The sequence below is a fragment of the Bradyrhizobium sp. WSM4872 genome, from assembly GCF_055811715.1.
In genome coordinates this window covers 181,555-198,902 of sequence record NZ_JBVVPT010000011.1, presented here as the reverse complement: position 1 = coordinate 198,902, position 17,348 = coordinate 181,555, and the positions used below count along the sequence as shown (strand labels likewise).

At 64.2% G+C, this 17,348-nt stretch carries 21 protein-coding genes; 17 read left to right on the top strand and 4 right to left on the bottom strand.

Annotated elements, in window-relative coordinates; translation table 11 throughout:
* Nucleotides 1-426: 426 nt before the first annotated feature.
* The 4 genes from AC0L3C_RS17935 to AC0L3C_RS17920 form a co-directional block, all read right to left on the bottom strand.
* Nucleotides 427-1,062, bottom strand: a complete 636-nt coding sequence (locus AC0L3C_RS17935; protein ID WP_473408596.1) for a MarR family winged helix-turn-helix transcriptional regulator — start codon at nt 1,060-1,062, stop codon at nt 427-429.
* An 850-nt stretch (nt 1,063-1,912) separates the two neighbouring features.
* A complete protein-coding gene (gene fliI, locus AC0L3C_RS17930; RefSeq protein WP_473408595.1) occupies nt 1,913-3,238 on the bottom strand; it encodes a flagellar protein export ATPase FliI in 1,326 nt (441 codons plus the stop codon).
* Nucleotides 3,239-3,274: 36 nt separating this feature from the next.
* Nucleotides 3,275-4,003: a flagellar basal-body rod protein FlgF gene (gene flgF, locus AC0L3C_RS17925; protein ID WP_007595915.1), complete on the bottom strand. Its 729-nt coding sequence runs from the start codon at nt 4,001-4,003 to the stop codon at nt 3,275-3,277.
* 3 nt (nt 4,004-4,006) lie between these two features.
* Entirely contained in the window at nt 4,007-4,795 is a 789-nt protein-coding gene (locus AC0L3C_RS17920; RefSeq protein ID WP_473263684.1) for a DUF1217 domain-containing protein, read from the bottom strand.
* 142 nt (nt 4,796-4,937) lie between these two features.
* Here AC0L3C_RS17920 and motA point away from each other — a divergent pair, with 142 nt between their 5' ends.
* The 17 genes from motA (at nt 4,938) to AC0L3C_RS17835 (ending at nt 17,228) form a co-directional block, all read left to right on the top strand.
* Nucleotides 4,938-5,837 carry a flagellar motor stator protein MotA gene (gene motA, locus AC0L3C_RS17915; RefSeq protein WP_007613972.1) on the top strand — a complete coding sequence of 300 codons (900 nt, stop codon included), beginning with the start codon at nt 4,938-4,940 and terminating at the stop codon, nt 5,835-5,837.
* A complete protein-coding gene (locus AC0L3C_RS17910; protein WP_007613971.1) occupies nt 5,834-6,772 on the top strand; it encodes a flagellar motor switch protein FliM in 939 nt (312 codons plus the stop codon). The genes motA and AC0L3C_RS17910 overlap by 4 nt, the downstream gene beginning before the upstream one ends.
* Nucleotides 6,753-7,067 (top strand): hypothetical protein, encoded by a 315-nt coding sequence (locus tag AC0L3C_RS17905; protein ID WP_473263683.1) that lies wholly within the window; start codon nt 6,753-6,755, stop codon nt 7,065-7,067. The genes AC0L3C_RS17910 and AC0L3C_RS17905 overlap by 20 nt, the downstream gene beginning before the upstream one ends.
* Before the next feature lie 76 nt (nt 7,068-7,143).
* The gene (gene fliN / locus AC0L3C_RS17900; protein ID WP_473263682.1) at nt 7,144-7,524 is read left to right on the top strand and encodes a flagellar motor switch protein FliN; all 381 of its coding nucleotides are present in this window, start codon (nt 7,144-7,146) and stop codon (nt 7,522-7,524) included.
* A gap of 2 nt (nt 7,525-7,526) precedes the next feature.
* Nucleotides 7,527-8,567, top strand: a complete 1,041-nt coding sequence (locus AC0L3C_RS17895; protein WP_473263680.1) for a flagellar motor switch protein FliG — start codon at nt 7,527-7,529, stop codon at nt 8,565-8,567.
* 13 nt (nt 8,568-8,580) lie between these two features.
* On the top strand, nt 8,581-9,666 hold the full coding sequence (flhB, locus tag AC0L3C_RS17890; protein WP_027519863.1) for a flagellar biosynthesis protein FlhB: 1,086 nt from the start codon (nt 8,581-8,583) through the stop codon (nt 9,664-9,666).
* 85 nt (nt 9,667-9,751) lie between these two features.
* Complete coding sequence (gene flgB / locus AC0L3C_RS17885) at nt 9,752-10,132, top strand: flagellar basal body rod protein FlgB (RefSeq protein ID WP_473263678.1); 381 nt, start codon at nt 9,752-9,754, stop codon at nt 10,130-10,132.
* Nucleotides 10,133-10,143: 11 nt separating this feature from the next.
* Nucleotides 10,144-10,560: a flagellar basal body rod protein FlgC gene (gene flgC, locus AC0L3C_RS17880; RefSeq protein WP_473263676.1), complete on the top strand. Its 417-nt coding sequence runs from the start codon at nt 10,144-10,146 to the stop codon at nt 10,558-10,560.
* A 2-nt stretch (nt 10,561-10,562) separates the two neighbouring features.
* Nucleotides 10,563-10,892, top strand: a complete 330-nt coding sequence (fliE, locus tag AC0L3C_RS17875) for a flagellar hook-basal body complex protein FliE (protein WP_007595893.1) — start codon at nt 10,563-10,565, stop codon at nt 10,890-10,892.
* Between the two features lie 15 nt (nt 10,893-10,907).
* Nucleotides 10,908-11,696 carry a flagellar basal-body rod protein FlgG gene (flgG, locus tag AC0L3C_RS17870; RefSeq protein ID WP_007595892.1) on the top strand — a complete coding sequence of 263 codons (789 nt, stop codon included), beginning with the start codon at nt 10,908-10,910 and terminating at the stop codon, nt 11,694-11,696.
* Nucleotides 11,697-11,709: 13 nt separating this feature from the next.
* Nucleotides 11,710-12,186, top strand: coding sequence for a flagellar basal body P-ring formation chaperone FlgA (flgA, locus tag AC0L3C_RS17865; RefSeq protein ID WP_473283247.1), 477 nt, complete (start codon nt 11,710-11,712; stop codon nt 12,184-12,186).
* Nucleotides 12,183-13,313: a flagellar basal body P-ring protein FlgI gene (gene flgI, locus AC0L3C_RS17860; protein WP_473263672.1), complete on the top strand. Its 1,131-nt coding sequence runs from the start codon at nt 12,183-12,185 to the stop codon at nt 13,311-13,313. The genes flgA and flgI overlap by 4 nt, the downstream gene beginning before the upstream one ends.
* 64 nt (nt 13,314-13,377) lie before the next feature.
* Nucleotides 13,378-14,136, top strand: coding sequence for a MotE family protein (locus tag AC0L3C_RS17855; protein ID WP_473408594.1), 759 nt, complete (start codon nt 13,378-13,380; stop codon nt 14,134-14,136).
* The gene (flgH, locus tag AC0L3C_RS17850; protein WP_473263670.1) at nt 14,137-14,832 is read left to right on the top strand and encodes a flagellar basal body L-ring protein FlgH; all 696 of its coding nucleotides are present in this window, start codon (nt 14,137-14,139) and stop codon (nt 14,830-14,832) included.
* Nucleotides 14,833-14,874: 42 nt separating this feature from the next.
* Nucleotides 14,875-15,318, top strand: coding sequence for a flagellar basal body-associated FliL family protein (locus AC0L3C_RS17845; RefSeq protein ID WP_473263669.1), 444 nt, complete (start codon nt 14,875-14,877; stop codon nt 15,316-15,318).
* Nucleotides 15,315-16,055 carry a flagellar type III secretion system pore protein FliP gene (fliP, locus tag AC0L3C_RS17840; protein ID WP_473263668.1) on the top strand — a complete coding sequence of 247 codons (741 nt, stop codon included), beginning with the start codon at nt 15,315-15,317 and terminating at the stop codon, nt 16,053-16,055. Before AC0L3C_RS17845 ends, fliP begins: the two co-directional genes overlap by 4 nt.
* Nucleotides 16,056-16,319: 264 nt before the next feature.
* A complete protein-coding gene (locus tag AC0L3C_RS17835; protein WP_473263667.1) occupies nt 16,320-17,228 on the top strand; it encodes a flagellin N-terminal helical domain-containing protein in 909 nt (302 codons plus the stop codon).
* Nucleotides 17,229-17,348: the final 120 nt, after the last annotated feature.

Genomic DNA, 17,348 nt, shown 5'->3' with positions numbered 1-17,348 from the left:
GAGTGATTGGCACCACCTGTATGCTGCTGTGCGGTTTTCCTGCGTGTGCTTTTCGCGCAGCGGACCGCGGGTGCGAGCCGGCACCCGGCCTTCCCTGCGCCCTCTTGGCATTGAGGGTGGAGTGACCAAGCAAAGCTCGGGCGAAACGCGCCGCGAGGCTGCGAAGCTGTGTCTGCAATTCGAAATGCGAGCTGGAACATTGGCGCTACCACCTCATGCTCTGTCATTGCGAGCGCAGCGAAGCAATCCAGTCTGCCGCCGCGGAGGGAATCTGGATTGCTTCCGACTTCGCCAAAGCTTCGGCGGACAAGTCGCTTCGCTCGCAATGACGGTTTGACGGAGTGTGCGCCACATTTCGTTCTCGCCAACGCTGCGCAACCTTCCGCAAGTTCAGCGCAGGATTCGCGCACGGAAATGACGCGTGCCTCACCCCTGGTTCACCACACGCGCGCGGTCGAGATGCTCATCGATCTTGGGACGGTCGCGGGTGCGCTCGAAACTGGTGCAGAGCAGTTCGGTCTCCTCGAGCGAAACCGGGGCGCGATACAGCCGGCACATGAATTCGGCCGTTGCGCGTCCCTTGCCGGTACTCGGCCCGCGTTCGGCGAGAAACATGCAGTCCCGACAGATGCTGGCTTCGAGCCGCTGATGTGCCGCGTCGAGGTGGTTGAGGATCTCGCGCAGCGAATCGCGCAGCCTGACGCACTCGTCGGGGCCGAGCGCTGTGACCGCGTTCAGCACGTGATTGATTGGATCGTGCTGGCTCAGACACTTTTCGCCCTGCGCAGTGACGTGCAGCACGACAGAACGCTTGTCTTCGTGCGACGGCTTTCGCACCAGGAAGGACTTGCCCTCCAGCGTCTTCACGATCTGCGATGCAGTCGCCCTGGTGGCGCCGATGAAGCCGGCGAGCGCGGACGGCGTGCGCGAAAACCTGTTGGCCCGGCCGAGAAAGCGCAGCGCCATCCATTCCCGGTCGCGCAACCCATGCTGATTGCCTTCGAAATACCAAGCCCTCGCCGCCTGAACCAGCAGCTCGACGGCTTCTCTTGCCAATGGCATGAATTCCTACCTTGCCCCGGGAGTCACGTTTGCGGCGCCCCGGAGCCGCCTTCCGTCGTTGCGCACGAGCCGTTTGCGAGAAGCCGTGCCGACCGCGATATCCGACACATGCACCGTGCTCTTCTCTCGCGTGAAGGCACGGCCTGCCTGGCGCCCGACATGGACGGATGGGCACTGCAGGTTATGACGCGGGAAGCGGTGTTGCTGATGGTATGCCATTCGCGGCGTCGTCGCACGGGAGCCCGAATAGCCGTCGCCAGCAGACGATGGATCGGAGTAGTTCAACCGAAGCCCCTAAGGTTCAAGTCACACGCAGACGTTTCTTATGTTCATCGAAACGATGAATGAGCTTCTCAACAAAATCAAGTAGAGACCCTCTCGGAGACTGGATGTCGTCGCAGGCGAATGTAACGTTCAAGACAATCTCGCTCTTCGGGACACATGATGGTGAACGCAATGCCCTGTCCCACCAGCAACATGCACGCGACTATGCGACAGTTTTATTGCACGGCACGTTGTTGGTCGTCGTTGATGCAAGTTGATCGAACCTTGTGCATGACGACGATGTGCCTCGGCATGTCATCCACAACTTGTGCGTTCTGCCAAGAATTGTCCGAGGGAACTCACAGGAATTGCACGCGGCGGTTGTCCGGACCAGATCGAGGAATCGCCAGTTCAGTCGTATTCGGCGCGGGCTGCCTCACCCGAATGGTGGAGGCGATCGCGGCGAAAACCGAGACGGTCGCGCAGGCGCATGCGCTGTAAGCGTGGCTGCATGCGTAATCGCCTGTCGAAAACAAGGAGCAAGTGATCGCGGGCGCCCTCGCGCGCCGGCTCAATCTGAGACTTGCTAGTCGCTCTTGAGCATATCCCGCAGCTCGCGGAACGGGTCGGCGCTTGGCGGAGCCGAGGCGTCCTGTCGCATCGCGCCGTAGATTCTCGGAACCATGTCGACCGCCTGGTCGAGACCCGAATCACGTCCCGCCTGGTATCCGCCCATCAGGCGAAGGTCGCGCGTGTCCTCGTATTTCGCGATCATGGCGCGCAGCTTGCTCACCAATTCGCGCTCTTCGGGGTCCCAGACGTTATGGGCAAGGCGGGAGACGGAACCCAGAACGTCCACCGCGGGATAACGCGCCTGGTCGGCGATGTGCCTGGAGAGCACGATATGGCCATCGAGTGTGCTGCGGATGGTATCGGCGATCGGCTCGTTGTGATCGTCGCCGTCCACCAGCACGGAGAAAATCCCGGTGATCGTCCCGGATCCCTCCTCGCCGGGGCCGGCGCGCTCCAGAAGGCGCGGGAGATCGGTGAAGACGGTGGGTGCGTAGCCGCGCGCGACCGCGGGCTCGCCGGCGGCGAGCGCGACTTCGCGGGCTGCGTGGGCGAAGCGGGTGATCGAATCGACCATGAGCAGGACCGATTCGCCCCGGTCTCGGAAATATTCGGCGACCGCCATGGCCGTCTTCGGCGCCAGCCGCCGCATCATGGGGCTCTCGTCTCCCGTCGACACGATCGTGACGGCGCGGTGACGATCGGCGCCCAGCACGTCCTCAATGAATTCGCGCACCTCGCGGCCGCGCTCGCCGACCAGGGCCAACACGACGGTGTCAAAACCCTGGCTGCGGGCGAGCATCGCAAGCAGCGTCGATTTACCGACGCCGGAGCCTGCAAAGATGCCGACGCGCTGGCCGGCGCAGATCGGGGCGAACAGGTCGATGACGCGTACGCCGGTGCGCAGCGGCTTGTGGACCCGGGCGCGCTTCATGGCCGAAGGCGCCTCCGCCTCGGCCGAGACCGGACGCGATCCGGGGGTGAGAGGGCCCTGTCCGTCCAGCGGCACCCCGAGCGCGTTGATGACGCGGCCCTTCCAGCTCGGATCGGGCGCGAACGACAATGGGGGCATCCGGTAGGCGACCGAGCCGAGGCCGCCGGCGAACTGCCGGTCGAACGGCTTGGCGATGATGCCTTCGCTGTCGATCCGCACCACCTCGCCGATCTGGGGCTTGCCGCCGGAGTTGACGCCGATGAGTTCGCCGAGCCTGACGAAGCGCGACAGGCCGGAGACGCGGAAATGCGTCGACGCGATCTCGGAGATCGCGCCGCTGACGCTTGCCAGGGGAGTGCTCTGCTGAAGCTCCAGCAGCGCCCACTCAAGTTGCCGAAGAGCGTTCAAGGAAACCGTCCAACCTCATTGCGCCCGAGGCGCAGTCTATTTGCCGGGTTCGCCCAGCGTCCGGATTGCGTTCTGGAGCGAGCTTTCGGTTCCCTCGATCATCGAATTGGTGCCGTCGAAGGCGCGCGAGGCCGCGATCAGCTTCGTCAATTCCATCATCGGATTGGCGCCGGAGCCCTCGACATAGCCCTGCTTGAAGCCGTCGCGGGAGAAGTCGGCGATGGCGGTCGCAGGCCGGTTGGGCGTGACGCCCGAATTGCCGTAGCGGTCGAGATTGGCGTCGGCGGGAATGTTGAACAGGCCGATGGTGCCGATCTCGTTGTTGTCCTGGGTAATCGCGCCGCTCCGCGCGATCGAGACCGGTCCGCCGTTCGGATCCAGCGTGATCTGCGCGCCGCCGGAATCGATGACGGGGAAGCCGGACACGGTCTGAAGGTCGCCGTTGGCGGCGATCTGGAGACGGCCGTCGCGCGTATAGACCGTGCCGTTCGGACCGGCGAACGCGATCCAGCCCTGTCCGACCACGGCGACGTCGAGCGGGTTGCCGCTCTCGGTGATGCTGCCCATCTCGCGCGAGATGATGTTGTCGCCGGGCGAGGAGAAGGCGACCGGGTTCGCGCCCGCCTTGGACAGCACGGTCTCGAACTTCACCACGTCGGTGCGGAACGCCGCCGTGTTGACGTTGGCGACGTTGTTGGCGATCGTCTGGAGCCGTTTTTCGAGGGCGACCTGTGCCGACAATCCTACATAGAGGGCCGATTGCATGACTTACCTGTTGAACTTGATGTTCTGAAGTGTCGTGAGCACGTTGCTATCCATGCTGATCGACGTTGCGGCGCCGCCGATCAGGACCAGCGCCGGGTTGGTCGAGTTGTCGCTCTGGGCCCGGGTCGCATCCCACATCGCCGCGAAGCGCTGCACGAATTTGGTGACCTTGGCCGGGTCCTGGAAATCGGTGAGGTTGATCTTGCTCGTGATCATCTTGGCCTGGGCATCGATATCAGCCGAGCTGATCGTCGACGGCAGGCCGAGCGCCGTCTGGACCACTTGCGTCATCGCCTTGTCCGCGAGGATCTGGTAGGAATTGGTGATCGTGGAGGCCTTGCGCGTGAAATAGAGCGCCAGCCGCAGGCCCTCGTTCTGGTCGCCGGCCTTCTCCTCCATCGTCTGCGTGACGAACTGGGTTGCCGTGCCGGTCGTGGCCGCGGCGGTTTGGGTCGCCTTGTCGCCGAGGGCGGCGAAATTGAAGGCGGCCGCGAATTGCCGGTAGCGGGTGTCGGTCAGCTTGTTGGCGAAGGTCTTGTTGTCGGCGATACCCTCGGTCAGCACCTTGCGCATGAACGCCTTGGCGTAGGTCATGTCGCTGAGGCCGTATGCCTTCATCGCGTAGGAATAGAGGCGATAGTCCTTCAGGAAGTCGTCGATGGTCTTCACGTTGCCGATGTGGCTGAGGAAATAGTCGGTGTCGCGGCTGACATCCGGCTGCGTCGCGACCTGCGTCAGCGACTTGCCCATGTCCTTGGTCAGTCTAGTGTAGTCCGCGATGGTGGATAGCATCACACGCGCCCCTCTGGCCGCTCTCGCGACGTCGTCCCAAGCTGCCGTGAATCGCTTGCGCGAGGCTGGCGAGGGGGAAGCCAGCCTCACGCAAGGCTCGCCCACTAGATATTCCCGATGGGGTCGGTGATGGAGCGGCGCGTTGGGCAGTTTCGTGGGGATCGTGATCACGGTAGCGGCACTGCTGGGCGGATTTGCCGCCATGGGCGGGCATCTGGGCGTGCTGATGCAGCCGTGGGAGTTCGTGATCATCATGGGCACCGCGGCTGGCACCTTCATCATGGCCAATCCCTGGAAGACGGTCGCGGATACCGGGCTTGCCTGCGTGCAGGCAGTGACTGGGGCGGTGCCCGGCCAGCGCTACTATCTCGATCTGCTCGGCGCGCTGCACGCGCTGATGCGGGAGCTGCGGGGCAAGGGCCGCAACGAGGTCGAGGCGCATATCGACGATCCCGCGTCCTCCGAGATCTTCAAAGCGTTCCCGAGCGTGCTCGGAGATCCGTCGCTGCTGCAGTTCATCTGCGATTATGTCCGCCTCATCATCATGGGTAACGCGCGAACGCACGAGATCGAAGCGCTGATGGACGAGGAGATCCACACCATCGTGAAGAGCAAGCTGGCGCCCTACCACGCGCTGGTGGTGGTCTCGGAAGCGCTGCCTGCGCTCGGCATCGTCGCCGCGGTGCTCGGCGTCATCAAGGCCATGGGCGCGCTCGACCAGTCGCCGAAGCTGCTGGGCGGCTTCATCGGCGCCGCCCTGGTCGGCACCTTTGCGGGCATTTTCCTGTCCTACGGCATCATTTCGCCCTTCGCGATGAAGGTGAAGATGACGCGGGAGAAGCGTTGCCGGCCCTACATCATCGTCAAGCAGACGCTGCTGGCGTTCATGAACGGCGCCATGCCGCAGATCGCCGTCGAGCACGGCCGCAAGATGATCGCGAGCCCCGAGCGGCCTTCGATCGACGTCGTCGAGAACGAGACGATCGCGGGCCCCAAGGCGGTCGTGACCGAGGTTGAACCGAAGGCTGCGCGCGCATCATGATGGAAGCCCTCGACGTCGATCAGCGCAAGCCGCTGCCGAACTATCTGCTGGACGCCGCCGGCATCTCGATCGAGCGCATGCCGATGCTCAATGTGATCTTCGATCGCATGGCGGCATCGTGCACGGACAGCCTGCAGCCGATGGCTGGAACGCCATGCTATTTCTCGGTCAACGGCATCACCAACGATCGTGTCGGCGACATCATCAAGGACTACGAGGCCAACGCGGTTGCGGCCGTGCTCTATGCCGAGCAGTGGGACTCCCGCATCATCATCATGCTCGACCGCGACTTCGTGTTCACGATGGTCGAGGCGATGTTCGGCTCCGACGGCGCCGAACCGCCGCTCGACGTCGAGCGCAGCTTCTCGAACATCGAGATCCGCCTGGTCCAGGCGCTGTTCGAGCGGTTCGCCAAGGCGCTGCAATCCGCTTTCGCCGGCACCTCCAACGTCACCTTCCGCGTCGAGCGGGTCGAGACCGCCATGGCGTCGCTGGCGATCGGGCGGAGCGGCAACATGTCGATCTGCGCGAACATCATGCTGCAGGCGCTCTACCGCGGCGGTCAGATGTTCCTCATCATTCCGCACTCCGCGCTCAACCCGCTCAGGCAGAAGCTCGCGACCGTGGTCGTCAGCGACGGCCGGGCGGCCGATCCGCGCTGGCGCGAGCAGATGGAGACCGAGGTTCACCGCACCGAGGTGACCCTGAGCGCCGTGCTGGACGAGAAGATGATTTCGCTCGGCGACGTCGTCAAGTTCCAGGTCGGGCAGGTGCTCGAGCTCGAAGCCACGCCGCGCACGCTGGCCCGGCTCGAGAGCAACAACCAGGTGCTGTTCTGGTGTCAGATCGGCCAGCTTGATGGCTATTACGCCATGCAGGTGGCAGATCCCGTCGATCAGAAACGGGAGTTCGTCGATGATATCCTATCTCGTTGATGCCGTGCTGCTGATCGCGCTCGCCTTCACCAGCATGCGGGTGACCCGGATGCATCGCGAGCTGGCGCGGTTGCGCAGCTACCAGGGCGAGTTCTCGACCATCGTCCAGGAGACGGCGGGCGCCTTCGACACGGTCATCACCGCGGCGCATGATTCCACCGCAAACCTCGGGCGGCTTGCCAGCGTGCTGAGCACGAAGATCGATCAGGCCAACGAGGCGATCGCGGCGCTGGATGCGAGGAACGGGCTCGCATCCGCGGCGAGCGCTGGCGGCGCCGACGTGAACAAGCATTGAAGCCGAAGCCGGCGGAAGAAATACGATCGGAACGTCGCGGCGCTCCGGGAGCGCAAATACCAAGAGGCGATACCAGATGGCGCAATCCTTCGACTATGAGTCAGCATCGGCGTCCGACGAGGGGCATACCGAGACATCTCCGCTGGAGCGGCTGGCGGAGATCGCCGCGCGCACCGCGGAGGAGACCGGCAAGTTCGCCAATGTCGATGCCATTCTGCGCATTCCCGTGACCATGCAGGTGGTGCTGGGATCGGCCACCATTCCGGTGGCAAACCTGATGAAGCTCGGCCGCGGCGCGGTGGTTCCGCTCGACCACCGGGTCGGCGAACCGGTCGACGTCGTCGTCAACGGCCGCGTCGTCGCCCGCGGCGAGGTGGTCGTGGTCGAAGAAGACAATTCCCGCTTCGGCGTCTCGCTCACAGAGATTGTCGGGCCGTTGGGGCAGGGTGATAGCTGACCATGGCGGCACAGGTCGGCGTGGCTCCCATCAAACAGCGAGGCGTTGCCACGCTGGGCGGGACAGAGAAAGTCGCGGCACTCCTGCTCGCCATGGGCCGGCAGGCCGCCGCGAGCGTGCTCGCGCAGTTCGAGCCGCAGGATATCCGCACCGTTACAAAGGCCGCGGCCGAGCTGCGGCCGATCACGGCGCAGGAACTGGAGGCGATCGTCGAGGAGTTCGCCCAGCAATTCTCGATGGGCGCCAACATTCTCGGCACCCTCGGCGGCCTGGAAGCCGTGCTCGGCGACGTGCTTCCGGCCGACCAGGTCTCGGCCATCATGTCGGACCTGCTCGGAAATTCGAGCCGGTCCGTGTGGGACCGCGTCTCGTCGGTGTCGGAAAACTCGCTGGCAAGCTACCTGTCCAAGGAGCATCCGCAGACCGCGGCGCTGATCCTGTCCAAGGTCAAGCCGTCCTGCGCCGCCAAGGTCATGAGCCAGCTGCCGTCGAGCCTGCGCAACGAGCTGATGCGGCGCGTGCTCAGCCTCAAGCCGATCGTCGACGACGCCCTGAGGGTCCTCGAGAAGACGCTGCATGAGGACCTGACGCTGAACTTCGCCCGCAACCTCGGCGCCGATACCTATGCCCGCGTCGCCGACATCATCAACAAGATGGAGCGCGGACACATCGAGGACATGCTCAAGAGCCTTTCGGAGAAGCGCCCGAAGTCGGCCGAAGTGCTGAAGGAGCTGCTCTTCACCTTCGACGACGTCACCAACCTGACGCCGAAGGCGCGCACGATGATCTTCGACCAGGTGCCGACCGATCGTATCGTCATCGCGCTGAAGGGCACCGACAAGCACTTCCGCGAGATGATCCTCTCCTCGGTCGCCTCGCGCGTCCGCAGGGTCGTCGAGCACGAACTCGCCATCGGCGAACCGTCGAACCAGCGCGACGTGCTGGAGGCGCGGCGCGTGATCACCGACCTCGCGCTCGACCTTGCGGAAAAGGGCGAAATCGAGCTCAACCCCGAGCAGGAGGATGAGCTGGTCTTTCGCTGACCGCTGAACGGGCATGGCAGAAACAACCGATCAGGAGAGCAAGACAGAAGAGCCGACCGAGAAGAAAGTCCGCGATGCGCTCGAACAGGGCAAAATCCCGGTCTCTCGGGAGGCTTCGATCTTCGCCTCGATGGCAGCGCTGATGGTGATCCAGGCGTTCCTGATCGGCCAGGGCGTGCAGCAATTGACGCCGATGCTGACGGGCTTTCTCGATGATCCCGACGGCTTCCCCCTCAGCACCGGGGCCGACGCCCAGAATCTCCTCATCGTGGTCGGCCTTCAGGCACTGCGGTTTCTGACGCCGTTGGTCGTCACCCTGGCGGCGTTCGGGCTCGCAGCCTCGCTGTTGCAAAATGCTCCCAGCCTGGTGCTCCAGCGCATCACGCCGGACCTTTCGCGAATCTCTCCGCTCGGCGGCTGGAGCCGGCTGTTTGGATCGCAGGGCCTCGTCGAGTTCGCCAAGTCGCTGTTCAAGCTCGCCGCGGTGACTATCGTCGTCGCGTTCGTGCTGCGCTCGTCGGAAGCGAAGGCGTTCGAGGCGATGTACACCGATCCGGTCGCGCTGCCGGAGATGATTCTCAACATCGCCATGCGAATCGTCTCGGCGATCTGCATCGCGACCATCGTCCTGGTCGCGGTCGATCTGGCTTGGGCACGCTTCCACTGGCGGCGCGAGCTGCGCATGACGCGGCAGGAGATCAAGGACGAGCACAAGCAGGCCGAAGGCGATCCGTTGATCAAGGCGCGCCTGCGCTCGCTGGCGCGCGATCGCTCGCGCCAGCGCATGATCGCTTCCGCATCGCGCGCGACGCTGGTGATCGCGAACCCGACCCACTTCGCGATCGCACTGCGCTACAATCGTGAGGAAAATCCGGCGCCGATCGTCGTGGCGAAGGGCATGGACGTGATTGCGCTGAAGATCCGCGAAGTCGCCGAGCAGAACCGGATTCCGGTGATCGAGAACAAGGCGCTGGCGCGCGCGCTCTACGAGGCGGTTCAGGTCGACCAGGTGATTCCGGCGGAGTTCTTCCGGCCGGTCGCCGAGATCATCTACTTCCTGCAGTCCAAGCAGACGCCGCGGTCCGAGAAGGTCCAGTAGAATTCCGAGGACAGCGTCCCTTCCATCAGCCTGACGAAAGCTTGCGACCCTAAGGTTACACCGTCTGAACCAGAATGGTGCTGCCGTGGGACCGCTCTATCTCTTCGAACTCGCATCGTCGCAGGCGCGATACCTCGAGCTCCGCCAATCGACGATCGCCACCAACGTCGCCAACGCCAACACGCCGGGCTTCAAGGCGCGCGACGTCGAACCCTTCAACAAGGTGCTCGACAGCACCCCGGTGAGACTGGCGACCACGTCGCCGTCACACCTGCAGCTCTCCCCAGCCGAGAGCGACACGCGGGCGACTGCGAAGAAGGATAGCTGGGATGTGGTTCACTCCGGCAACTCCGTCAGCCTCGAGCAGGAAATGATCAAGGGCAGCGACGTCAGTCGCGACTACTCGATGAACTCGGCCATCGTGCGGTCGTTTCACCGCATGCTGCTGTCGAGCGCAAAGACCTGAGGTGAACTGACATGCTGGACTCTCTGCAATCCTCGTTGACGGTCGCGAGCTCCGGGCTCGAAGCGCAGTCGACGCGCATGCGCATCGTCTCGGAGAACCTCGCCAACGCGACGGCGACGGGGCGCACTGCCGGCGCAGATCCCTATCAACGCAAGACGATCACCTTCGATGCCGCGATGGACCGCGCCTCGGGCGCGCAGCTGGCGAAGGTCAAGGAAATCGGGGTCGACACCACGCCGTACCGTGTGGAGTACGACCCGGGGCATCCCGCCGCCGACAAGGCCGGCTACGTCAAGATGCCGAACGTCAACATGATGATCGAGATGGCGGACATGCGGGAAGTCAACCGGTCCTATGAAGCCAATCTCCAGGTGGTGAAACAGGTGAGGTCGATGCTGGGCATGACCATCGACCTGCTGAGGAGCTGACAATGCTTGAGGCAATTTCATCCACGGCGATCTCAACCGCGCAGGCGGCGAGCCGCGCCACCGAGGCGCAGGCCATTTCGCCGGCGGCCACGCCCGCGATCCAGTCCGGCGGCGATGTCGGATTCGAATCGGTCATGAAGCAGGTGACGACGGACGCGATCGGAACGTTGAAGGCGGGGGAGGCGGCCTCGATCTCGGCGATGCAGGGCAAGGAATCGACGCGGCGCGTCGTGGAGGCGTTGATGTCGGCCGAGCAGGCCTTGCAGACGGCGGTCGCAGTTCGCGACAAGGTCGTGCAGGCCTACCAGGAAGTCGTTCGGATGTCGATCTGATCAAGGAGTGACGCTGTGAAATCGCTTGCCATCGCGGCCACGGGCATGAACGCCCAGCAGACCAACATCGAAGTCATCGCGAACAACATCGCCAACATCAACTCGACGTCGTACAAGCGGGCGCGCGCCGAGTTCACAGATCTGTTCTACCAGATGGACCGCATGCAGGGCGTTGCGAACACCAGCGGCTCGTCGCCGATCCCGGAAGGCGCCAATCTCGGCCTCGGCGTCAAATCGGCGGCAATCCGCAAGCTGCACATCCAGGGCGCGCTCACGCAGACCGGTAATCCCTACGACATGGCGATCAACGGCCGCGGCTGGTTTCAGGTGCTCGGCCCGAACAACGAGGTGCAGTATACCCGTGCCGGCTCGTTCAACACCAATGCCAACAGCCAGCTCGTCACGACCGACGGCTACCTGCTGGATCCGGCTATCACGGTGCCGCAGGGAACGGTCCAGGTCACGGTCAACCAGACCGGACAGGTGTTCGCCAAGCTGGATACGGAAGTGAACCCGAGGCAAATCGGCCAGCTCAACCTCGCCAATTTCGCCAACGAGGCCGGTCTCGAACCGCTGGGCAGCAATCTCTATCGCGAGACCACGGCGTCCGGCACGCCGGTCGTCGGGCTGCCCGGCGATTCTGGCTACGGCAAGATCAACCAGCAATATCTCGAAGCCTCGAACGTCGATCCGGTCAAGGAAATCACCGAGTTGATCTCTGCCCAGCGCGCCTACGAAATGAATGCCAAGGTCATCCAGGCCTCGGATGAAATGGCCCAGACGGTCTCGAAGGGCATGCGCTAGTTCCGGTGTATCCATGTTGAAGACGATGGGCTCGATCATGCGCGGGTTGGCCGCCGTGCTGCTGGTTCTCGCCTCGGCGCGTCTCGCGGCGGCCGAGGAGAAGCGGCTCCCCGTGCCGGCCGTCTCGATCCGCGCCGGGGAGCTGATCCGGGACGACATGATCACCGAGCGTGCCTTCGCGCCGAACGTGCTCGGCGTCGCCATGTTCATCGAAGGACGCCAGGTCCTGGTCGGCCGCATGGCGCGCCGCGCGCTGCTGCCCGGCCAGCCGATCCCGACCAACTCGGTGGAGGATCCCTGGACGGTCGCCCGCGGCGCGATGGTCAAGGTCGTGGTCGAAGACAGCGGCCTGTCGATCGTGACCTACGGCGCAGCGATGCAGTCGGGTGCGCCCGGCGCGCTGATCCCGATACGAAATACCGATACGGGCGTGATCATCAGGGGCGTCGTCCAGCCGGACGGCACCGTCAAGGTCGTGGACGGGTCATGACCAGAGTCCTGCTTGCGCTCGTCCTGCTCGTTTCCGCCGCCAGCGCCCAGGCTGCCGTCCGTATCAAGGACATCGCGGACATCAAGGGATTGCGCGAAAACCAGATCGTCGGCTACGGCCTCGTCATCGGCCTGAACGGCAGCGGCGACACGCTCCGCAATGCGCCGTTCACGGAGCAGTCCCTGCAATCGATGCTCGAGAACATGGGCATCAATGTCAGGAACGAGACCACCAGCACCAACAATCCGCCGCGTCCGACGACGCTGCGCACGCGCAACGTCGCGGCCGTGATGGTGACCGCGGACCTGCAGCCCTCGATCGGTGCGGGCGAGCGCATGGACGTGACGGTGTCGTCGCTCGGAGACGCGACCTCGCTGCTCGGCGGCACGCTGGTGATGACGTCGCTGCGCGCGGCGGACGGAGCGGTCTATGCAGTGGCGCAAGGCGCGGTCACGGTCGCCGGTTACAGCGTCGGAGGCCAGGCCCAGAACGTCAGCCAGGGCACGCCGACCGCAGGCCGCATCCCGAACGGCGCGCTGGTCGAGCGCGAGGTGCAGGGTAGTCTCCATGAAATGGAGTATCTTGTGCTGGAGCTCAAGAACCCCGACTTCGTCACCGCAACGCGGATCCTCGACGCCATCAACCGCTACGCGGGCGGACGCTACCGCGCCCAGATCGCCTTCGAGCGCGACTACCGCACCATCGTGCTGTCGAAGCCGCGCCACATCGGCCCGGTCCGCTTTCTTGCGGAAATCGGCGAGCTGACGGTCGAACCGGACACGCCGGCGCGGGTGGTGATCAACGAGCGTACCGGCACGGTGGTGATCGGACGCGACGTACGGATATCGACCGTTGCCGTAACGCACGGCAATCTGACGGTCCGCGTCACCGAGCTTCCCGTGGTGTCGCAGCCGGCGCCGTTCTCGCAAGGGCAGACCGTGGTCGTGCCGCAAACCGTGGTTGAGGCCAATGAGGCCGGCTCGCAGGTGGCGATCCTGAGCGGGGTCGATCTTCAGCGCCTGGTGCGCGGCCTTAACCAGATCGGCCTGAAACCATCCGGCATCATCGCGATCCTCCAGGCGATCAAGACGGCCGGCGCCCTCCAGGCGGATGTCATCGTGCAATGACGCGTAAGCGCCCTGCAAGCTTGGTCGCTCAATGCTCTCTCGACCGAGAATCGTACGCGGGCCGATGTTGAAGCTGGATCATAAAGCCAAACTCCTCCTCTTGGTCGCGGCCTCCGCGCTCGCGAGCGCTTCGCCCGTTCTGGCGCTGGATGAGGCCAAGCCGTCGAAGCCGCTGAACCTGCTGTCCTTCGCGCGTGCCCGCGCGCCTGGCCCGCACAAGCCGATCTCGTCGATCCCGAGCGACAATGCGTCGATGCGGGCGACAGCGTGGGCAGCCGAAGATTCGGGACCCGCGACCACGGGTGCCGTGCCGGCCTCCGAGAAGCCCGCGCCGGCACCCACAGCCGCGCCGCGACCGGCCAAGCCCGGCAGCGTCACGGCGCCGCCGAAGCCGGTGCCGCCCCAGGCCGCTGCAACCCCGGACAACGAAGTCGCCCTGTTCTGCAGCAATGTCGCCGACCCCGCCGTCGATGCAAGGCTGGCCTGGCAGCTCAAGGAGCTGGAGAAGGCCGAGAACCAGCTTCGCGAGCGGATCGCCGAGGTCGAGGCCAAGCGCGCGGAATATGAGAAGTGGATGGCGTTGCGCGACGACTTCCTGAAGAAGGCCGAAGCGAGCGTGGTCGAGATCTACTCGCGCATGAAGCCGGACGCCGCCGCAACCCAGATCGCCGGGATGGCGGATGAGACGGCCGCTGCCGTACTCGCAAAGCTCAGCCCGAGGAGCTCGAGCGCAATCTTCAACGAGATGGAGACGGGGCGCGCGGCGCACCTCGCCGATCTGCTCGGCGGGATGCGTCGCGTGGATGACGGAAAGACCAAATAGATGAAGAATCTGATCCTCATCCTGTCGCTATTGTCGCTTGCCGGATGCGTCACTGATCCGGCCGAGGTCCTGACGGGGCCGCGATTGTCGCCGGTCGGGACCGGCCTGAGGACGCAGGCCGATCCGATTCCCGTGACGCCTCGCATGCGCTCGCCCGTCAGCTATCGCTCGACCTGGGATGACGGCACCGATCTCTACCGCGATCCCCGTGCCCGCCGCACCGGGGACGTCGTGACGGTGATCATCTCGATGCAGGACAAGGCCAAGCTCGACAACAAGACCGACCGCTCGCGCGATTCGCAGATCAAGTTCGGGCTCGACTGGCTGATGGACGTTGCGGGATGGCAGGACAAGGGCTCGACGAGCGCCAACCTCAACACCAACACCCAGATCAAGGGCAACGGCCAGATCGACCGCACCGAAGATATCAAGCTGTCGATCGCAGCCATCGTCACCGACGTGTTGCCGAACGGCAATATGATGATCAGCGGCTCGCAGGAATTCAAGGTCAACACGGAAATGCGCGTGCTCAACGTCGGCGGCATCGTGCGTCCGCGCGATATCTCGCGAACCAACACGATCTCCTACGAGAAGATCGCCGAGGCGCGCGTGGCCTATGGGGGTCGCGGAAATCTGTCTGACGTGCAGCAGCCCGGATGGGGACATCGGATCTATGACGCCGTGGCACCGTTCTGAGATGCGCGACCGTCGGGCCACGTCACGAGGGCAGGGTACGTCATGCGCCTGATTGCGGCCATCGTGGTGCTGACGCTGATCGCGATCGGCGCGGGCGCGCTTGCAGGCCTACATCTGTTTGCGGCCGCCGAGCGCGTTGCCGATGCGAAGAAAACCGCCACGCCGCCACCTCTTGCCTCAAGCTACGCCGGCAGCGCGCGGCTCAGGAAGCTGTCCCCGATCGTGACCAATCTCGGCGCGCCGGCCAACAACTGGGCCCGCATCGAAGCCTCCATGGTGACCGAGAGCATGAGCGACGAGGATGCCGGCATCCTGGCGGCCCATATCAGCGAGGACATCGTCACCTATCTGCGGTCGGCGACGGTGGCGCAGTTCGAGGGATCGCGCGGGCTTCAGCATCTGCGCGACGACCTGACCGAACGCGCCAATATCCGCTCCGCGGGCAAGATCCGCGAATTGATCATTGAGACGTTGGTGATTCAGTGAAACTGAGAGTCCTGCTGCTTGCGTTGCTCCTGGTCGTGCTGCCTGAAGTGGCACTGGCCCAGATTCCGGACCTCAATTCGCTGCTGCCGCCGGGCAACGGCTCGACCAGCGGCCGCATCATCCAGTTGATGGCGGTGATCACGGTGCTGTCGGTGGCGCCGGGGCTGCTCATCATGGTGACGAGCTTCACGCGATTTGCGGTGGCGCTGTCGTTCCTGCGCGCCGGTCTCGGCCTCCAGACCACGCCGGCCAATCTGGTGCTGGTCAGCCTCGCGCTGTTCATGACCTTCTACGTGATGGCGCCGACCTTCGACCGCGCCTGGGAAACCGGCATCCAGCCGCTGATGAAGAACGAAATCTCGGAGGAAGAGGCCTATCTGAAGATCACCGATCCGTTCCGCGAATTCATGCTGGCCCATGTTCGTGACAAGGATCTGCAGACCTTCGAATCGCTGGCCGCGGAGAGCTTCCGCAGGAAGTTCGACGACAAGCGCGTCGACATGCGCGTCATCATTCCGGCCTTCATGATTTCGGAGCTCAGGCGTTCGTTCGAAATCGGATTTCTCATCATCCTGCCGTTCCTCGTCATCGACATGATCGTGGCGACGCTGACCATGTCAATGGGCATGATGATGATGCCGCCGACGATCCTCGCACTTCCATTCAAGATGCTGTTCTTCGTGCTGATCGACGGCTGGAATCTTCTCGCCTCCGGACTGGTGCGGTCGTTCTCGTAACGGCAACGAGCGCCAGAGGGAGCGTTATGGTTAGCGAGAAGTACCGGACTATAGTTAGTAATAGGTACCGTTAACCATCTGATTTTACAGCGTAATTCAATCCGATCTTAATCTGCGGGCAAGATTCGGCGTGCTAGCAATGCGTCACGGCGGGTTGGACCCCACCCACATCAGTCCAAAGGCATGATGCCGCCCCTCCGTACCGGTGAAAGCCCGGTATGTCCCCTCGTGAAAATGTAACGCGTACATAAAGGGACATTCGCAATGTCAAGCCTGCTTACGAACTCGACCGCCATGACCGCACTCCAGACCTTGCGGTCTGTGAGCTCGCAGCTCTCTACCACGCAGACCCGCATCTCCACCGGCCAGCGCGTCTCGACCGCGTCGGACAACGCTGCCTACTGGTCGATCGCGACCTCGATGCGCGCCGACAACGCCGCGCTCTCTGCGGTCTCCGACTCGCTCGGTCTGTCGGCCGCGACCGTCGACACCGAATATACCGCTCTGACCACGGTCATCGGCGACAAGGACTCCGGCTTGACCAAGCTCCAGTCCCTGCTGGTCGAAGCCAAGACCGCCGGTATCGACCGCAGCAAGATCCAGGCCGACGTCACCCAGATCCAGCAGCAGATGAAGGCGACAGCCAATGCGGCGACCTTCAACGGCATCAACTGGCTGAGCACGACCGCCACGACGCCGACGACCTTCAGCCTCGTGTCGTCGTACTCGCGTGTCGGCGGTACGCCCACCATCGGCTCCATCAGCGTGACCACCGCCAACTACTCGCTCTACACCTCGGCTCAAGGCGGCATTCTGGACACGGCCGGCTCGACCGCTCCGTCGATCGACACGATGAGCATCTCCGCGCTCACCGACTCGGCGGCTGACCAGACCACGCTCGATGGCTACATCGCGCAGGTCACCGCTGGCATCAACTCGGTGGCCTCGGCCGCCGCCAATCTCGGTGCTGTCAAGAACCGGCTCTCGACCAACACGGACTTCGTGAAGTCGCTGATGGACTCCGTGGATCGCGGTATCGGCCAGCTCGTCGACGCCGACATGAACCAGGAGTCCACCCGCCTGTCGGCCCTCCAGGTCCAGCAGCAGCTCGGCGTGCAGGCGCTCTCGATCGCCAATAACAGCAGCCAGAGCATCCTGTCGCTGTTCCGCTAACCTCCGAACCATCCGGGAAGAGGGGGGGGGGGGGGGGGGGGGGGGGGCGCCCGCCGGGGGGGGGGGGGGGGGGGGGGGGCGCGGCGGGGCGCGCGGGGGGGGGGGGGCGGCCCCCCCCCC